Raw genomic sequence first — 15,448 nt, forward strand, 5'->3', positions numbered from 1 at the left:
CCGTGAGATGCCGTTCATCCCTTGACCGCGCCCGCGGTGAGGCCGGCGACGATGTGCTTCTGCGCCAGCAGAAAGAGAATGACCGTCGGCAGGATGGTCAGCGTGATGAAGGCCAGGATCAGGTGCCACTCGGACGAATACTCGCCTTGATAGACCATGATACCGAGCGGCCAGGGATAGAGCGCGTCGGTATTGAGCATCACCAGCGGCAGCAGATAGGCGTTCCAGCTATTGACGAAGGTGATGGTGCCGACGGTCGCCAGGATCGGCCTTGATAAGGGCAACGTCACATAACGGAAGAACTTGATATAGCTGCAGCCATCGACCAGCGCAGCCTCCAGCAGTTCATAAGGGATGTCCTTGAAGAAACGTCGCAGCAGCAGCACGCTCATCGCGAGGCTGAAGGCCACCTGCGGCAGCGCAACGCCAAAATAGGTATCGAGCAAGCCGAGATCTCGCACCTTGATGAAGAGCGGCAGCACCGCGGTCGCGGCGGGAAACAGCAGGCCGAGCGTCAGGTAGCTCAGCAGCATCGAGCTGCCGTAGAACTTGACGTGGGCGAAGGTGAACGCCGCCATCGAGGCCACGATCAGGGTCAGGATCACCGCAAGCGTCGAGATGACCAGGGAGTTGCGGAGCAGTTGCCAGTAGCGCGCCGAGAACAGGATGTCGGCATAGTTCTGCCATTCCCAGTGCCTGGGCAGGCCGAACGGATTGACGCGCAGCTCACCGAGCGACTTGAAACCGCCGAGCAGGGTCGCAAGCAGCGGCACCAGCACGAGGACGGCGATCACGGCGAGAAACAGCGCCTTGAACAGGATGGCGGGATCGAACGGCGTACGGGTGGTCTCGGCATCATTCATCGCGCATGAACCAACGCTTGTAGGTGAAGGCAAAGGTCACGCAGATCACGAACAGGATGACGCCGATGGCGCTGCCGTAGCCGACGCGCATGCGGGAGATGCCGTTGTTGTAGAGGAAGCTCACCATCGTGTTGGAGGAATCCGCGGGTCCCCCGCGCGTCAACGGCATGACGAGATCGAAAAGCTGCAGCGAGCCGATGATGGCGAAGAACACCGAGAGCCGGATCGTCGGATAGAGCAGTGGAACGACGACGTGGCGGAGCGTCTGAGACCGCGTCGCGCCGTCGATGGTGGCGGCCTCGACCAGGCTCTTGTCGAGCCCCTGGAGTGCGGCGATGAACAGCATCATGTGGAAGCCGAAATACTTCCATACGACGACGATCAGCACCGCCAGCATCGCCGTATCGGTCGAGGCCAGCAGATGCGGCGGCTCGGCGCCGAAGGTGCGCCAGATCGAGGCGACCAGGCCATAATCGCCGTCATAGACGAATGAGAAGATCAGCCCGGTTGCGATCTCGGCCAGGATATAGGGCATGAAGAACAGCATGCGCAGCGCCACTGCGCCGCGAAAGCGCTCGGCGAGCATCAGCGCGAGCGTGAGCGCCAGCGGCAGCTGGATCAGCACCGAGACCGCGATGATCAGCCCGTTGTTGCGCAGCGCAAGCCAGAAGGCGCGCGTCTCCAGCACGAAGCGGTAATTGTCGAAGCCGATCCAGTTGGTCGGCCGGCCAAACCCGTTCCAGTTGAAGGCCGAATACCAGGCGGCCTCGCCGATCGGCAGGACCACGAACAGCGTGAACAACAGCAGCGCCGGCGGCAGGAACAGGATCAGCACCGTGAAACGGCCGTCCCAGCCAGGACCGCGGACCGCCGTCGGCGAGAACGGTGTCTGGGCAACGCTCATCGCCGGCGCGCTCGCGATCCGTCGCGCCACCGTCAGTTGCCCTGCTTCCAGGCCGCCTCGATCGCCTTGGCGGCGTCCTGCGGGCTCATGCTGCCGCCGGCGATTTCGGCAGTAACATCGTTGACGACGCGACCGACCGAGGGGCCGAGGCTCTGGTCATAGAAGTTCTGGTGGTAGTTCGACTTCGTCAGGTTGGCCGCGATCAGCTTCATGAAGGAATTGTTGAGGCCCGCATCCGCGCCCTGCACCACCGGGATGATGAAATTGCCCGCCGCAAGCCGCGTCTGCACGTCCTTCGAGACGAAATACTTCAGGAAATCGACCGCCTCCTTCGGCGAGTCCTTGGTAATCAGCCAGCCGGTGATGCCGCCGAGCGTATCCGTCGGCGCACCCTTGCCGCCCGATACGACCGGAAAGTCGAACCAGCAGATCTTGTCCTCGCTCAAGCCGACCTTGTCGGCGGCAAGCGCGCGCTGCAAGTGATAGACGGTGCTGATGGCGAGCGTCATTGCCGCCTTGCCGTCGCCGAAATAGCCGACCGCCTGCGGATTCTTGAAGCCCAGGAAACCGTTCTGGAACGGCTGCAGATCGACGAGCTGCTTGAACAACTCGCCGGATTTCTGGAAGGTTTCGCCGGCGAAGCCGCCATTCTCGCCGCGCAGCGCCGCGTCGAAGGCCGGCTTGCCGCCGATCCGCACGGCAAGATGCGTCCAATAGAAGTGCAACGGCCATTTGTCGGCGCCGCCGACCACGATCGGCGTAACGCCGGCGGCCTTCAACGCCTTGACGGCGGCAAGCAGGTCATCCCAGCTCTTGATCCCTGCAGGGTCGACCTTCGCCTTGGCCATCAGCTCCTTGTTGCAGAGGAAGCCGACCTGCGACAGCGCGGTCGGCAGACCATAAACGCGGCCATTGCTGGTGAAGGCGGCCAGCGCAGCCGGCGTGAGGCTGTCGCTGTAACCCTTCACGGAATCCGTGATGTCGTCGAGGACACCAGCCTCGATCTGCGTCTTCAGAACGCCACCGGCCCAGCTGTAGATGATGTTCGGCCGATCCCTGGATTGCAGGATGGTCGGCAGCTTGGCCTTGTAGGCCTCGTTCTCGAGAAACTGCATCTCGACCTTGACGCCCGGATGCGACGCCTCATAGGCACGCGCAACCTCCTCCCAGATCTTCACCTGGGCCGGATTGGCCTCGATGTGCAGCCATTTCACGGTTGTGTCGGCTGCGGCAGAGTTGGCCCAAAGCAGGCATGCGGCAGCGGCGAGTCCCAGCTTCCCGAGCAGTCTCATCACATCCCTCCCAACAGGCTCTTATTCTTTGGCTGCAATCCTGCCTTCGATTTTTGAGGTACGCAACTAAAATTCTGATCTATGAACCTCACGACCGAAATGGCTAAGGTCTGCGGCAGAATCGGGCGACCCTCGCACCGCCCACAACGCAACACGAGAGGTGCCCATGGCCGCCGTTTATTCCGACCTCGCCGGCAAGGTCGTTCTCGTCACCGGTGGCGCATCGGGAATTGGCGCTGCGATCGTGCGGCGCTTCGCGCAGCAGAAATCCAACGTCGTATTCTTCGACATCAAAACCGACGAAGGCCAACGCCTCGCACGCGAGTTGTCGGATCAAGGTCTGGCTGCGCATTTCCAGCGCGTCGACCTGACCGACATCGCCGCGTTGCGCGCCAGTGTCGCGGAGGCGCGAAACGCGCACGGCGCGATCAGTATCCTCGTCAACAATGCCGCGCATGACGAACGGCACGAGACCGAGGGGGTGACGCCGGAGTATTGGGACGACCGCATCGCGGTGAACCTGAAGCACCAGTTCTTTGCGGCACAAGCCGTGCTGCCGGACATGAAGGCGGCGAATGCCGGCGCCATCATCAATTTCGGCTCGGTATCATGGATCGCCGGACAAGGCGGCATGGCCGCGTACACGGCAAGCAAATCCGGCGTCATCGGCCTCACGCGCTCTTTGGCGCGCGACTACGGTCCCTACAATATCCGCGTGAACGCGATAGCGCCGGGCTGGATCATGACCGAGCGCCAGCTCGAGAAATGGATGACGCCACAGGGAGAGGTCGAGCTGATGCAGCGGCAATGCCTGAAGCGCAAGCTCGTACCCGATGAGGTCGCCAGATTCACCGTATTCCTCGCGTCCGACGAGGCCTCCGCCTGCACCGCCCAGCACTACATCGTAGATGGCGGCTGGGTGTGAGATGCTTCGAGTTGCACCGCAAAACCACTTGCGCCGCAACATTCAAAAATGAGACTGCCCGTCAAACCGGACGAGGCGCCTACGCAGGCGCCGCGTTCGACTTCGGCTAGCTTCCCTCCAAAGCCGCGGGCCGTTCGAGAGCCACGGGCGTAGCGCCCGGTTCGGCGCGGCAACAAAGCGACGACACACAGGGAGGAGCACAATGTCGAAATGCAGTGTGGGACTGCTCGCGCTGAGCAGTCTGTTTCTTTCGGGCGCAGCGATCGCCCAGGAAAAGATCAAGGTCGGCGTCACCGCAACGCTCGAAGGCACCTACACCGTGCTCGGCGAAGACGGTATCCGCGGTTTCCAGACGGCGCTCAACGTGCTCGGCAAGAAGGTCGGCGACAAGGAGCTCGAATTCGTCATCGCGTCCACCGACGCGACGCCCGATTCCGCGGTTCGTGCCGTGCGAAAACTGATCGAGCAGGACAAGGTGCAGATCCTGTTGTCGCCGCTGTCTGGTGACGAAGGCATCGCCGTCAAGAATTTCGCAAAGACCCATCCGGAGCTGACCTTCATCAACGCCGCTTCGGGCGCCCAGGAAACGACCTATGTCGACCCCGCCCCGAATTTCTTCCGCTACAATATGGACGGCGCACAATGGCAGGTGGGCCTCGGCAAATACGCCTATGAAGAAAAGAAGTATCGCAAGATAGCGACCGTCGGCGAGGACTACTCCTTCATCTACACCCAGGTGTTCGGCCTCGTGCTCGAGTTCTGCGGCGCCGGCGGACAGGTCACCAACCGGCAATGGGTGCCGCTCGGCACCAAGGACTTTGCCTCGGTCATCGCGGCGCTGCCCGACGATGTCGACGCGATCTATCTCGGCCTCGGCGGCGCCGACGCCGTCAACTTCCTCAACCAGTACCAGCAGGCCGGCGGCAAGGCGCATCTGATGGGTGGCTCGATCATGATCGACCAGACCATTCTCTCGTCCAAGGGCAACGCCAAGAACGCGCTGGTCGGCACGCTGGCCGCGAGCGGTCAGGCCGATACCTGGGAGGATCCAAGTTGGCAGAAGTTCGTCAAGAACTATCAGGACGCCTTCCCGCCGAACAAGCGCTTCCCGAGCCCGTCGCTGCTCGCCACCAACTATTACGACTCGACCATGGCGCTGATCCTGGCGCTGCGTCAGGTCAATGGCGATCTCTCCAACAACCAGGCCAAGTACAAGGAAGCCCTCGCCAAGATCGAGCTCGACGCGCCCAACGGCAAGATCAAGCTCGACTCCAACCGACAGGCGATCGGCACAAACTTCGTCACCGAAGTCGTCGACGACGGCAAGGGCGCGCTGTTCTCGAAGGTCGTGAAGGTGATTCCCAACGTCAACCAGACGCTGGGCTACGACCCTGCGGTATTCGCCAAGATCGGTTTGCCAAGCCGTACAATACCGGAATGTAAGAAGTACTGACGTAGTCTCGTTCGCGAGCGATGACTGACCGGGGAGAGATTTGCAAAGAGCGCGACTCCTGCGCCCTTGCATTCTCTCCCCGGTTGTTGAACGCTATAAAAAAACAAGAGCTTCTGGGAGGGAAGGCATGAGCCGGGCGCTCGCCGTCTTCCACGGCCGCTTCGGCCGGGCGACGGTCTATCAGTTGAACCGCCCTTTCAACATCCACGCGCATCGTGAGGGTCATTTGATCTTCCATGTCGGGGGGCGTCCCGCATGCATCGATGTCAGCGATGGACGTTACGAGCTCACCGAAGGTTCCGTCGTCGCGGTCAATCCATGGGAGCCGCATAATTTCCTGCCGTCCGATCTCGAAGGCGGCGCCGTTTTCTTCGTGCTCTATGTCAATGCGGAGTGGTTTGCGCCCGATGCACCGGGTACCGACCGCCTGCGCTTCGGCCGGACCCAGTTCACGCGGTCTATCGCACTGGACAAGCATATCAGGCACGCAGCCGCCCTCGTGTGCGGCGCACCCTCGCTCAATAGCCTCGATGGCGAGCTGAGAAGGCTGATCGACATCTGCTACGACGAGAGCTGGCAACAGGCGGAGGCCGCGCGCGATCCGCGCGCAAACGGCTCCGTCACCGATTTTCGCGTGCGCAAGTGCATCAAGATGATGTCGGAAAGCCCCGGCGCCGAGATCGAGCTCGACACCATCGCCCGCGAATCCGGCCTGTCGCGACCGCATTTCTACCGCCTGTTCCGTACCCAGACCGGCGTCACTCCGCACCTCTATCTCAACACGCTGATGATGGAGCAGGCGCTGGAGGCGCTGGTGGCGAGCGAGGCGCCGATCGCCGATATCGGCTTCGATCTCGGCTTCTCCTCGCAAAGCGGTTTCACGCGCTTTTTCGCCGCCAATGTCGGGATGGCCCCGACCGATTATCGCCGCGCCGCCAAGGTTTTGCGAGCCTGAGGGGCGCGCGAAAAGATACTGTCGATCAAGCACCTCCCTTGCAGTCTCATTAGGATGTGCGGAACGCGGTCCCGAAAAGAGGATCGCGCTCGATAGGGAGCGCACGTTCATGGCAGGGCTTGCGGCCGGTGACGGTCTGCGTGCTCCCTCGCCCTGCTTTTGGGGCGAGAGTTGGAGTGACGTTAAGACGGAGCGGCAATCATGACCCGCTTTGTCGAGCGTCATCCCGCCTGGGCGCTGATCGTCATCATCGCTGTCGCCGTGGCGCTTTGGCTCATCTTCGCGGTGTGGCCGCCGGCACTGGAAGAGACAATCGGCCGCAAGCGGGTCTTCCTCAATGCGCTCTTCAACGGCATCACGCTTGGCGGTCTGTATTTTCTCGTGGCCAGCGGCTTTACGCTGATCTTCGGCCTGATGCGCAACGTCAACCTCGCGCACGGCTCGCTCTATCTGTTCGGCGGCTATGTCGGCTATGCCATCAGCGCCTCGACCGGCTCCTGGATCCTTTCGTTCATCGTCGCCTTCATCATGACTGCACTGGTTGGCGTCCTGCTCCAGGTTCTCGTCTTCCGCCGCATGGAGGGCCAGGATCTGCGCCAGACCATGGTGACCATCGGGCTCTCGATCGTGTTCGCCGATCTGATGCTGTGGGCCTGCGGCGGCGACTTCTACCAGATCCAGACCCCGAACTGGCTGATCGGCCCGATCGAGCTGCCGCTGATCACCGCGGTGAAATCCTCGGGCGAGCCAGTGTACCTGCGCTATCCGCTGGTGCGGCTCGTGATCTTCCTGGCTTCCGTCATTATCGGCATCGCGATGTGGCTCGCGCTCAACCGCACCCGGATCGGGATGATCATCCGCGCCGGCGTCGACGACCGCGACATCCTCGCCGCAACCGGCGTACGCATCCAGATCGTCTTCGTGCTCGTGTTCGCGCTCGGCGCAGGGCTTGCCGGCATCGCCGGCGTCGTCGGCGGCACCTTCCAGTCCCTCTCGCCCGGCGAGGACATCCGCTTCCTGCTCGCCTCGCTCGTGGTCGTGATTGTGGGCGGCATGGGCTCGATTCCCGGCGCCGCGCTCGGCGCGCTAATCATCGGCCTCGCCGAGCAGCTCGGCTCGGTCTACATCCCGACCTACGCCATCGTCGTGACCTTCCTGATCATGGTGCTGGTGCTGGCGCTTCGGCCGCAGGGCCTGCTTGCGAGGCGCTGACATGTCCGTCACCCATGACGCCCGCGTCCAGATTCACAAGCCCGCCTCCACGGGCCAGCGGCCCGCCGTGCGAGGGTGGCCCGACATCAACAATCCCGCGGCCTGGATCGTGGCGGTCATCCTCCTGATCATGCCGCTGATCGCCAACGGCTTCTTCCTGATCGAGATCTTTGCGACGACGCTGATCCTCGGCACCATCGCGCTCAGCCTCATGTTCCTGGCCGGCTATGGCGGCATGGTCAGCCTGATGCAGCTCACCATCGCGGGCTTTGCCGCCTACATGGTCGCGGTGTTCGGCGTCAGCGGCAACGCCAATATCAGCCTGGGCTGGCCGTGGTGGCTCGCCGTCCCGATGGCACTCGCGCTCGCGACCATCTTCGGCACGCTCGGCGGCGCGCTCGCGGTGCGCACCGAGGGCATCTACACCATCATGATCACGCTCGCGATCGGCGCGGCGTTCTATTACTTCACCAACCAGAACTGGGCGATCTTCAACGGCCACACCGGCATCAACACCGTCGCCACGCCGCACTTCTGGGGCGTCAACTGGCGCTCGGATATCCCGTTCTACTATATCGTGCTCGCGGTCGCCGCGCTGTGCTACTTCGCCGTCGACTACATCTCGCGGGCCCCGTTCGGCCTGGCGCTTCAGGGCGTGCGCGACAATCCGCGCCGCATGGCCGCGCTTGGCTTCAACGTCAATGCGCACCGCGTCGCGGCCTATGCGGTGGCATCCTTCATCGCGGGCCTCGCCGGCGTGCTCCAGGTCTGGAACTACCGCCAGATCTCGCCTGGCTCGGTCAGTGTCGGCGCGTGCATCGACGTCCTCATCATCGCCGTCGTCGGCGGCATCACGCGGCCGATCGGTCCCTATATCGGCGCGCTGGTCTTCGTCCTGCTGCGCACCTTCGCGCTCGACTTTCTGGTCAAGATCGGGCTCGACGGCAACCGTTTCCGCCTGCTGATCGGGCTTGGCTTCCTCGCCATCGTGTTCTGGTCGTCGGACGGCGTCATCGGCCTCTGGCAGCGCTGGCGCCAGGGCCGGCGTCCGACCGCAAACCGGCCGGCCGGAGGACACGGTCATGGATAGCGTCGCGCAACGCCTCTCCGCCGTCGGTGCCGGTGCAGCGCTGGAACTTCGCGGCGTGACGCGGCTGTTCGGCGCGCTTGCGGCGTTGACCGATGTCACCATCACGGTGCGCCCCGGTGAGCGCCGGGCCGTGCTCGGCTCCAATGGCGCGGGCAAGACCACGCTGTTCAATTGCATCACCGGCGATTTCCCGCCCTCGTCCGGCACCATCCGATTCTTCGGGGAGGACGTCACGCACTTCCCGCCCTATGAGCGCATCCGGCGCGGGCTGCGGCGCACCTATCAGATCTCCGCCCTGTTTCCCGGCCTCACCGTGCAGGACAACGTCTACCTCGCCTGCCGCGGCGTCTCGCGCGGACGGTTCTCGTTCCTGCGTCCCGGCCAGAACGACGCACTGATGCACACCGCCGACAGTCTGGTGCACGCCGTGCATCTGGCTGCGGTCAAGGACCAGCGCGTCGCCGAGCTCGCGCACGGCCAGCAGCGTCAGCTCGAGATCGCGCTGGCCCTCGCCGGCGCGCCACGCTTCGTGCTGTTCGACGAGCCGGCCGCCGGGCTCTCGCCGACCGAGCGCGCCGAGCTGGTCGAGATCCTGACCTCGCTGCCGGCACATATCGGCTACATCATCATCGAGCACGACATGGACGTGGCGTTGCGCGTCGTCGAGAGCGTCACGATGATGCACAACGGCCGCATCTTCAAGGAAGGCCTGCCGCAGGAGATCCAGTCCGATCCCGAGGTGCAGGAACTCTATCTCGGAGGCGGCCATGAATGAGGCTCGCCGCAGCGCCGCAGCCCTCGAGGTCCGGGGCCTCGACGTCTATTACGGCCACTCGCACGCGCTGCAGGGCGTCGACCTCTCGCTCGATGCCGGCGTGTTCTCCGTCGTCGGCCGAAATGGCATGGGCAAGACCACGCTATGCAAGGCCATCATGGGCCTTGTGCCCGTGAGCGGTGGCTCGATCCGCGTTCGCGGCGAGGACATCACGCGGCGGCCACCGGCGCATATCGCCCGGCTTGGCGTCGGCTATGTGCCGCAGGGCCGCCGACTCTGGCGCTCGCTCACCGTCGACGAGCACCTGCGGCTCGCCGGCGGAATGCGATCCGGCGCCTGGACCGTCGAGCGCATCTACGACACATTTCCGCGGCTGGCCGAACGCAAGAGCCATGGCGGCGGTCAGCTCTCCGGCGGCGAGCAGCAGATGCTCGCGATCTCGCGCGCCCTGCTGACAAATCCGCAACTCCTGATCATGGACGAACCGACCGAAGGGCTCGCGCCCGTCATCGTCGCCCAGGTCGAGGAGATGCTGCTGCGGCTCGGCGAGGACGGCGACATGGCCGTGCTCGTGATCGAGCAGAACATCGGTGTCGCCACCGCGGTCTCGCGCAACGTCGCAATCATGGTCAACGGCCGCATCAATCGCATCATCGAGTCGGCGCGGCTGGCCGCCGACCGCGAGCTGCAGCAGCGTCTGCTCGGCGTCGGCTTGCATGCCGAGCTTACGCCAGATCTCGACGTGCCGGCGGCAGGCGCCGAGGCGAATCCGACGCCGCAGGCCACCCGACCGAGCGGCCCGATCCGGATCTACATCTCCAACCCGACGCCGCCGACACGCTGGTCCCAACCCGCACCGATCGCACGGATCGAAGCGGCCGCACGCACGCTTTCGACGCAGGTTGCGCGCTTCGACGAGACGGCGCGGCGCAGGCTCGAGCCGACGACGTCCCCGTCGTCAGGGCCGCCGGTCGTCCTGGTCGTCGGCACGCTCGACACCAAGGGCACCGAGCTGCGCTTCGTCCGCGACATCATCGCCGCCACCGGGCTGCGCACGCGGCTGGTCGACGTCTCCACCAGCGGCAAGCAGGCAAGCTGCGACGTCTCCGCGCAGGAAATCGCGCTCAACCACGGCCGCGGCGGATCGGCCGTGTTCGTGCCAGATCGGGGCGTCGCGGTCACGGCAATGGCGGAAGCGTTCGCCAACTGGCTGCGGCGCCAGGGTAGCATCGCAGGCGTGATTTCGGCGGGCGGATCTGGCGCAGCATCACTGGTTGCACCGGGCATGCGTACCCTGCCCGTCGGCGTGCCCAAGCTGATCATTTCATCCGTCGCCTCCGGCGATGTCGGGCCCTATGTCGGTCCTGCCGACATCACCATGATGCACTCGGTCACCGACGTTCAGGGGCTCAACTCGATTTCGCGCGCAGTGCTGTCGAACGGTGCCAACGCGATCGCGGGCATGGTCAGGGCGCGCCTCGATCAGCGCGAGGCCAGGGAGCGGGCGGCCAGCACCGGACTGCCTGCCGTCGGCATCACCATGTTCGGCGTGACGACGCCGGCCGTCCAGAAGATCGCGGGCGATTTAGGCGGGGACTTCGAATGCCTCGTGTTTCACGCCACCGGCGTCGGCGGCCGCGCGATGGAGAAGCTCGTCGAGTCCGGCCAACTCGCAGGCGTCGTCGATGTTACGACAACCGAGATCTGCGACCTCCTGATGGGCGGCGTGTTTCCGGCGACGGACGATCGCCTCAGTGCGATCATCCGCACCCGCGTGCCCTATGTCGGCTCGGTCGGCGCGCTCGACATGGTCAATTTCGGCGCGCCGGACACCATTCCCGAACATTACCGCACGCGAAAGTTCCACGTCCACAATCCGCAGGTGACGCTGATGCGCACCACCGCAGAGGAGAACGAGCGCATGGGCCGCTGGATCGGCGAGCGGCTCAACCAGATGGACGGGCCGGTGCGCTTCTTCCTGCCCGAGGGCGGCGTCTCTGCACTCGATGCCCGCGGCCAGCCGTTCTGGGATCCAGAGGCCGACGCCGCGCTCTTCCGCGCGCTGGAGCGCACGGTGCGGCAGACCGGCAACCGCCAGCTCATCCGCGTCAAGCAAAACATCAACGATCCCGAGTTCGCCTCGATCGTCGTGAGCGCTTTCCGAACGCTGTTCGGCCGCTCCGGGGTGCGCCGGAGACTAGCGAGGTGACCGATGGCCCGGTTTGAACGCGCAGCACTCCTGAGGCGGTTTCGCGAGATGGCGAAGCGCGGCGAGCCCATCGTCGGCGGCGGCGCCGGCACCGGCCTGTCAGCCAAATGCGAAGAGGCCGGCGGCGTCGATCTCATCGTCATCTACAATTCCGGCCGCTACCGCATGGCGGGTCGCGGCTCGCTTGCGGGACTGATGCCCTATGGCGACGCCAACGCCATCGTGCTGGAGATGGCCGGCGAAGTTCTGCCCGTGGTCAGCAAGACACCGGTGCTCGCCGGCGTCAATGGCACCGACCCGTTCCGCGACATGGACGTCTTCCTTGACCAGTTGAAGACGCTCGGCTTTGCGGGCGTGCAGAATTTTCCGACCGTCGGGCTGATCGACGGCGTCTTCCGCGCCAATCTCGAAGAGACCGGCATGTCCTACGCGCTTGAGATCGACATGATCGCCAAGGCGCGCGAGAAGGATCTGCTGACGACGCCCTACGTTTTCAGCGAGAAGGAAGCCGCCGCGATGGCGATCGCCGGCGCCGATATCATCGTCTGCCACCTCGGGCTCACGACCGGCGGCACGATCGGCGCGCAGACCGCACCAAAGCTGAAGGACTGTCCGGCGCGCATCGACACCTGGGCTTCGGCCGCGCTCAGCGTCAATCCCGATATTCTGGTGCTCGCCCATGGCGGGCCGATCGCGGATCCCGAGGATGCCGACTTCATCATGAAGAACACCCGCTACTGCCACGGCTTCTACGGCGCCTCCTCCATGGAGCGGCTGCCGGTCGAGCGGGCTCTGACGGACCAGGTACGCAAATTCAAGGCGATCGGCGCGCGATAACGCCGGAACGGTTGAGGGAGAGAAACATGTCAGGGATCCTGGTCGGCGAGCTCATCCTCTGGCTGATCGTCGCGATCATCGTCATCGTGGTTGGCGTCTACATCGTCAACTGGCTCTACCACCGCTCCTCCAAGGAGGTATCGTTCGTCCGGACCGGCTTCCTCGGCGAGCGCGTGGTGATCAACGGCGGTGCCTTCGTGCTGCCCTTCATCCACGACTACACGCCCGTCAACATGAACGTGCTGCCGATGGGCATCGTGCGTTCCAGGCAGGATGCGGTCATCACCCGCGACCGCATGCGCGTCGACATCGAGGCCGACTTCTACGTCCGCGTCCAGGCAACCCGCGAAGCCGTCTCGATCGCGGCCGCGACGCTCGGTCGCCGCACCATGGAGCCGGAGCAGCTGCACGCGCTGCTGGCCGGCAAGTTCATTTCCGCGATCCGCTCTGTCGCATCGGAAATGACGCTGGAGGAGATGCACGAGCGGCGCGGCGACTATGTCGCGCGCGTCAAGACCAATGCGGCGGAGGCGCTCGCCCAGAATGGACTTGAGCTCGAGTCGGTCGCGATCACCGACCTCGATCAGACCGATCTCGAATTCTTCAACCCGTCGAACCGCTTCGACGCCGAAGGTCTGACGCGGCTGATGGAGGACATCGAGGCCAAGCGGAAGCTGCGCAACGATATCGAGCAGGATTCGATGATCAGGATCCGCACCCGAAATCTCGAAGCCGAGCGGCAGGCGCTCGACATCGAGCGCGAGAGCGAGACCGCGAGGTTGGAGCAGGAACGCGACATCGAGATGCGCCGTGCGCTGCAGCGCACGGAAGTGGCCCGCGAACGCGCGCTGCGGGAGACCGAGGCCGAGCAGGCCCAGATATCGGCGCGCGAAGCCATCGAACGCTCGCGGATCGCCAACGAGCAGGCGATCGCCGAAGCCCGCATCGCCTCCGAGCGGGAAACCCGCCAGAAGGAGATCGAGCGCACGCGTACCATCGAGGAGAAGGAGCTGCTGGCGCGTGAGGAGATCGAGAAGACCAGGATCGCCAATCAGCGTTCGATCGACACGACGCGGATTGCGTCGGAGCGCGAGGTCCGCCAGCGCGAGATCGAGCGGATGCGCACCGTCGAGGAAGCCGAGATCGCGGCCCGCGAGGCGATCGAGAAGGCCCGCATCCAGCAGGACCGCGTCGTCACCGATGCGCGTATCGCCAATGAGGAGGAGACGCGCCGTCGCGAGATCGAGCGCACCCGCGCCGTCGACGAGGCCGAGATCGCCGCGCGCGAGGCCACCGAAAAGGCACGGATCGCCCAGACCATGATCGTCAACGTCGAGCGCATCTCTTCCGACGAGCGTACCCGCGCCCTGGAGATCCAGCAGGTCCGAACCATCCAGGAGGCCGAGATCGAGGCGCAGCGCGCCGTCGAGGCCGCCCGCATCGCCCGCGAGCGAATGCTTGCCGCGGAGCGCATCGCCGCCGAGCAGAGCACGCGACAGCTGGAGATCGAGCGCAACCAGTCGCTGGAGGTGGCAGGCATCGCCGCGCGCGAGGCCACCGAGGCTTCGCGCATTGCCCAGGAAGAGCGCGTCCGCTCGCTGGAGATCGCTCGCAACCGTGCCGTCGAGGAAGCCGACATCGCCTCCCGCGAGGCGATCGAGGCCGCCCGCATTGCGCAGGAGAAGGCGGTTGCGGCCGAGCGGATCCAGGCCGAGCGCGACACGCGTTCGCTCGAGATCGAGCGCACCGGCGTGCTGGAGGCGGCCGAGCTGAAGCGGCGCGACGCCATCGAGCGCCAGCGCATCACCGTCGATCTCGCCCTCGAAGCCGAACGGATCACCTCGTCCAAGAAGCGTGAAGTGCTCAACATCGAGCAGAAGCGGGCAATCGAGATCGCCGACGAGGAGCGCGTCATCGCCCTCTCGGCCAAGCGTTCCGAGCGCATCGATGCCGATCGCCAGGTCAAGCAGGCCGAGATCGTCGCCCGCAAGGAGGTCGAGACCACCGACGTCTCCCGCGAGCAGGCGCTCGAAGCCGCCCGGATCGAACGCCGCCGCGCCATCGAGCAGCTCGAGGTCGCCCGCGTGCAATCGCTCCAGGAGGCCGAGATCGCCTCCCGCGAGGAGGTCGAGCGCGCGCGCATTGCGTCGGATCGCGGCCTCGACGAAGCCCGCGTCGGCCGCGAGCGCGAACTGCGCAAGCTCGAGGTCAACCGCGAGAAGGAGGTCGAGACGGTCCTGATGGAGAAGGCGATCGCCATCCACCAGAAGTCGCTGGAAGAATCCGCAGCCAAGGCGATGGCCGAGGAGGCACGGATGCGGGCGACGGAGGCGACCGAGCGCGTCATCACCGCGCGCGAGAGCGAGATCGCCAAGCGGCGCAGGACCGTCGAGGTGATGCTCGCCGAGAAGCAGGCCGAGGAAACGCGCATCGCCGCGGAAGCCGAGCGCGTCCGGGCCGCCGTCGAGGCCGAAGCGCAGCGCATGCTGAACGAAGCCGAGAACGTCCTTACCGACCAGGCGCGCTACTCGCTGTTCCGCCGCAAGCTGCTCGACCGCATCGAGGGCATCGTCCGCGAGAGCGTCAAGCCGATGGAGAAGATCGAAGGCATCCGTATCCTCCAGGTCGACGGCCTCAACGGCAACGGCCATGGCGGCAACGGCGGCCGCAGCGCCACCGACGAGGTAATCGATTCCGCCCTGCGCTACCGCGTGCAGGCGCCGCTGATCGACTCGCTCCTGGCGGACATCGGCGTCGAGGGCGGCAGCCTCGCGAAGATGCCGGGCCTGATCCGGGAGGCCCGCGACATGCAGGGCATCAAGGAGTCCGCGCGCAAAGGCGGCGGTGGCGGCGACAAGCCGGCCAGCTCCCCGCCTGCAGCCGAGGGCGGCGGCGAACCGCCGGCCGAGCGCGGTCCGCGGAAAAAGAGCTGA

The 15,448-nt window shown here is 65.0% G+C and carries 12 protein-coding genes; 9 read left to right on the top strand and 3 right to left on the bottom strand.

The features are described from left to right. Nucleotides 1-14 precede the first annotated feature (14 nt). Genes OC450_RS08020 through OC450_RS08030 form a run of 3 tightly spaced genes read right to left on the bottom strand, consistent with a single transcriptional unit; the run spans nucleotide 15 to nucleotide 3,059 of the window. Complete coding sequence (locus OC450_RS08020) at nucleotides 15-863, bottom strand: carbohydrate ABC transporter permease (protein WP_211383194.1); 849 nt, start codon at nucleotides 861-863, stop codon at nucleotides 15-17. Continuing rightward, a complete protein-coding gene (locus OC450_RS08025) occupies nucleotides 856-1,797 on the bottom strand; it encodes a carbohydrate ABC transporter permease (protein WP_262047618.1) in 942 nt (313 codons plus the stop codon). Before OC450_RS08025 ends, OC450_RS08020 begins: the two co-directional genes overlap by 8 nt. A 2-nt stretch (nucleotides 1,798-1,799) precedes the next feature. Next, a complete protein-coding gene (locus OC450_RS08030; RefSeq protein ID WP_262047619.1) occupies nucleotides 1,800-3,059 on the bottom strand; it encodes an extracellular solute-binding protein in 1,260 nt (419 codons plus the stop codon). Between the two features lie 166 nt (nucleotides 3,060-3,225). Between OC450_RS08030 and OC450_RS08035 the strand changes: the two genes are divergently transcribed. The 9 genes from OC450_RS08035 to OC450_RS08075 all read left to right on the top strand — a co-directional run bounded on the left by OC450_RS08035 (nucleotide 3,226) and on the right by OC450_RS08075 (nucleotide 15,448). Beyond that, entirely contained in the window at nucleotides 3,226-3,984 is a 759-nt protein-coding gene (locus OC450_RS08035; protein WP_262047620.1) for an SDR family NAD(P)-dependent oxidoreductase, read from the top strand. Between the two features lie 202 nt (nucleotides 3,985-4,186). Continuing rightward, nucleotides 4,187-5,437 (top strand): ABC transporter substrate-binding protein, encoded by a 1,251-nt coding sequence (locus OC450_RS08040; RefSeq protein WP_262047621.1) that lies wholly within the window; start codon nucleotides 4,187-4,189, stop codon nucleotides 5,435-5,437. Nucleotides 5,438-5,564: 127 nt separating this feature from the next. Continuing rightward, a complete protein-coding gene (locus OC450_RS08045; protein WP_211383189.1) occupies nucleotides 5,565-6,392 on the top strand; it encodes a helix-turn-helix transcriptional regulator in 828 nt (275 codons plus the stop codon). Between the two features lie 201 nt (nucleotides 6,393-6,593). After that, nucleotides 6,594-7,604, top strand: a complete 1,011-nt coding sequence (locus OC450_RS08050) for a branched-chain amino acid ABC transporter permease (protein ID WP_262047622.1) — start codon at nucleotides 6,594-6,596, stop codon at nucleotides 7,602-7,604. 1 nt (nucleotide 7,605) lies between these two features. Beyond that, complete coding sequence (locus OC450_RS08055) at nucleotides 7,606-8,694, top strand: branched-chain amino acid ABC transporter permease (RefSeq protein ID WP_256806240.1); 1,089 nt, start codon at nucleotides 7,606-7,608, stop codon at nucleotides 8,692-8,694. Further along, complete coding sequence (locus tag OC450_RS08060; RefSeq protein ID WP_262047623.1) at nucleotides 8,687-9,469, top strand: ABC transporter ATP-binding protein; 783 nt, start codon at nucleotides 8,687-8,689, stop codon at nucleotides 9,467-9,469. Before OC450_RS08055 ends, OC450_RS08060 begins: the two co-directional genes overlap by 8 nt. Then, a complete protein-coding gene (locus OC450_RS08065) occupies nucleotides 9,462-11,678 on the top strand; it encodes an ABC transporter permease (protein ID WP_262047624.1) in 2,217 nt (738 codons plus the stop codon). The genes OC450_RS08060 and OC450_RS08065 overlap by 8 nt, the downstream gene beginning before the upstream one ends. A 3-nt stretch (nucleotides 11,679-11,681) precedes the next feature. After that, nucleotides 11,682-12,515, top strand: a complete 834-nt coding sequence (locus OC450_RS08070) for a phosphoenolpyruvate hydrolase family protein (RefSeq protein WP_211383184.1) — start codon at nucleotides 11,682-11,684, stop codon at nucleotides 12,513-12,515. A 26-nt stretch (nucleotides 12,516-12,541) separates the two neighbouring features. Continuing rightward, on the top strand, nucleotides 12,542-15,448 hold the full coding sequence (locus OC450_RS08075; RefSeq protein WP_211383183.1) for a flotillin family protein: 2,907 nt from the start codon (nucleotides 12,542-12,544) through the stop codon (nucleotides 15,446-15,448).

Origin of the sequence: Bradyrhizobium sp. Bra78 (assembly GCF_024519855.1) — a bacterium.
Lineage (GTDB): Bacteria > Pseudomonadota > Alphaproteobacteria > Rhizobiales > Xanthobacteraceae > Bradyrhizobium > Bradyrhizobium japonicum_G.

What these genes read in the sequence shown, in the direction of transcription:
- OC450_RS08040 (WP_262047621.1), top strand. Translation starts at nt 4,187, where the DNA reads ATGTCGAAATGCAGTGTGGGACTGCTCGCGCTGAGCAGTCTGTTTCTT.
- OC450_RS08070 (WP_211383184.1), top strand. Translation starts at nt 11,682, where the DNA reads ATGGCCCGGTTTGAACGCGCAGCACTCCTGAGGCGGTTTCGCGAGATG.
- OC450_RS08075 (WP_211383183.1), top strand. Translation starts at nt 12,542, where the DNA reads ATGTCAGGGATCCTGGTCGGCGAGCTCATCCTCTGGCTGATCGTCGCG.
- OC450_RS08050 (WP_262047622.1), top strand. Translation starts at nt 6,594, where the DNA reads ATGACCCGCTTTGTCGAGCGTCATCCCGCCTGGGCGCTGATCGTCATC.
- OC450_RS08020 (WP_211383194.1), bottom strand. Translation starts at nt 863, where the DNA reads ATGAATGATGCCGAGACCACCCGTACGCCGTTCGATCCCGCCATCCTG.
- OC450_RS08045 (WP_211383189.1), top strand. Translation starts at nt 5,565, where the DNA reads ATGAGCCGGGCGCTCGCCGTCTTCCACGGCCGCTTCGGCCGGGCGACG.
- OC450_RS08030 (WP_262047619.1), bottom strand. Translation starts at nt 3,059, where the DNA reads ATGAGACTGCTCGGGAAGCTGGGACTCGCCGCTGCCGCATGCCTGCTT.
- OC450_RS08060 (WP_262047623.1), top strand. Translation starts at nt 8,687, where the DNA reads ATGGATAGCGTCGCGCAACGCCTCTCCGCCGTCGGTGCCGGTGCAGCG.
- OC450_RS08065 (WP_262047624.1), top strand. Translation starts at nt 9,462, where the DNA reads ATGAATGAGGCTCGCCGCAGCGCCGCAGCCCTCGAGGTCCGGGGCCTC.
- OC450_RS08035 (WP_262047620.1), top strand. Translation starts at nt 3,226, where the DNA reads ATGGCCGCCGTTTATTCCGACCTCGCCGGCAAGGTCGTTCTCGTCACC.
- OC450_RS08055 (WP_256806240.1), top strand. Translation starts at nt 7,606, where the DNA reads ATGTCCGTCACCCATGACGCCCGCGTCCAGATTCACAAGCCCGCCTCC.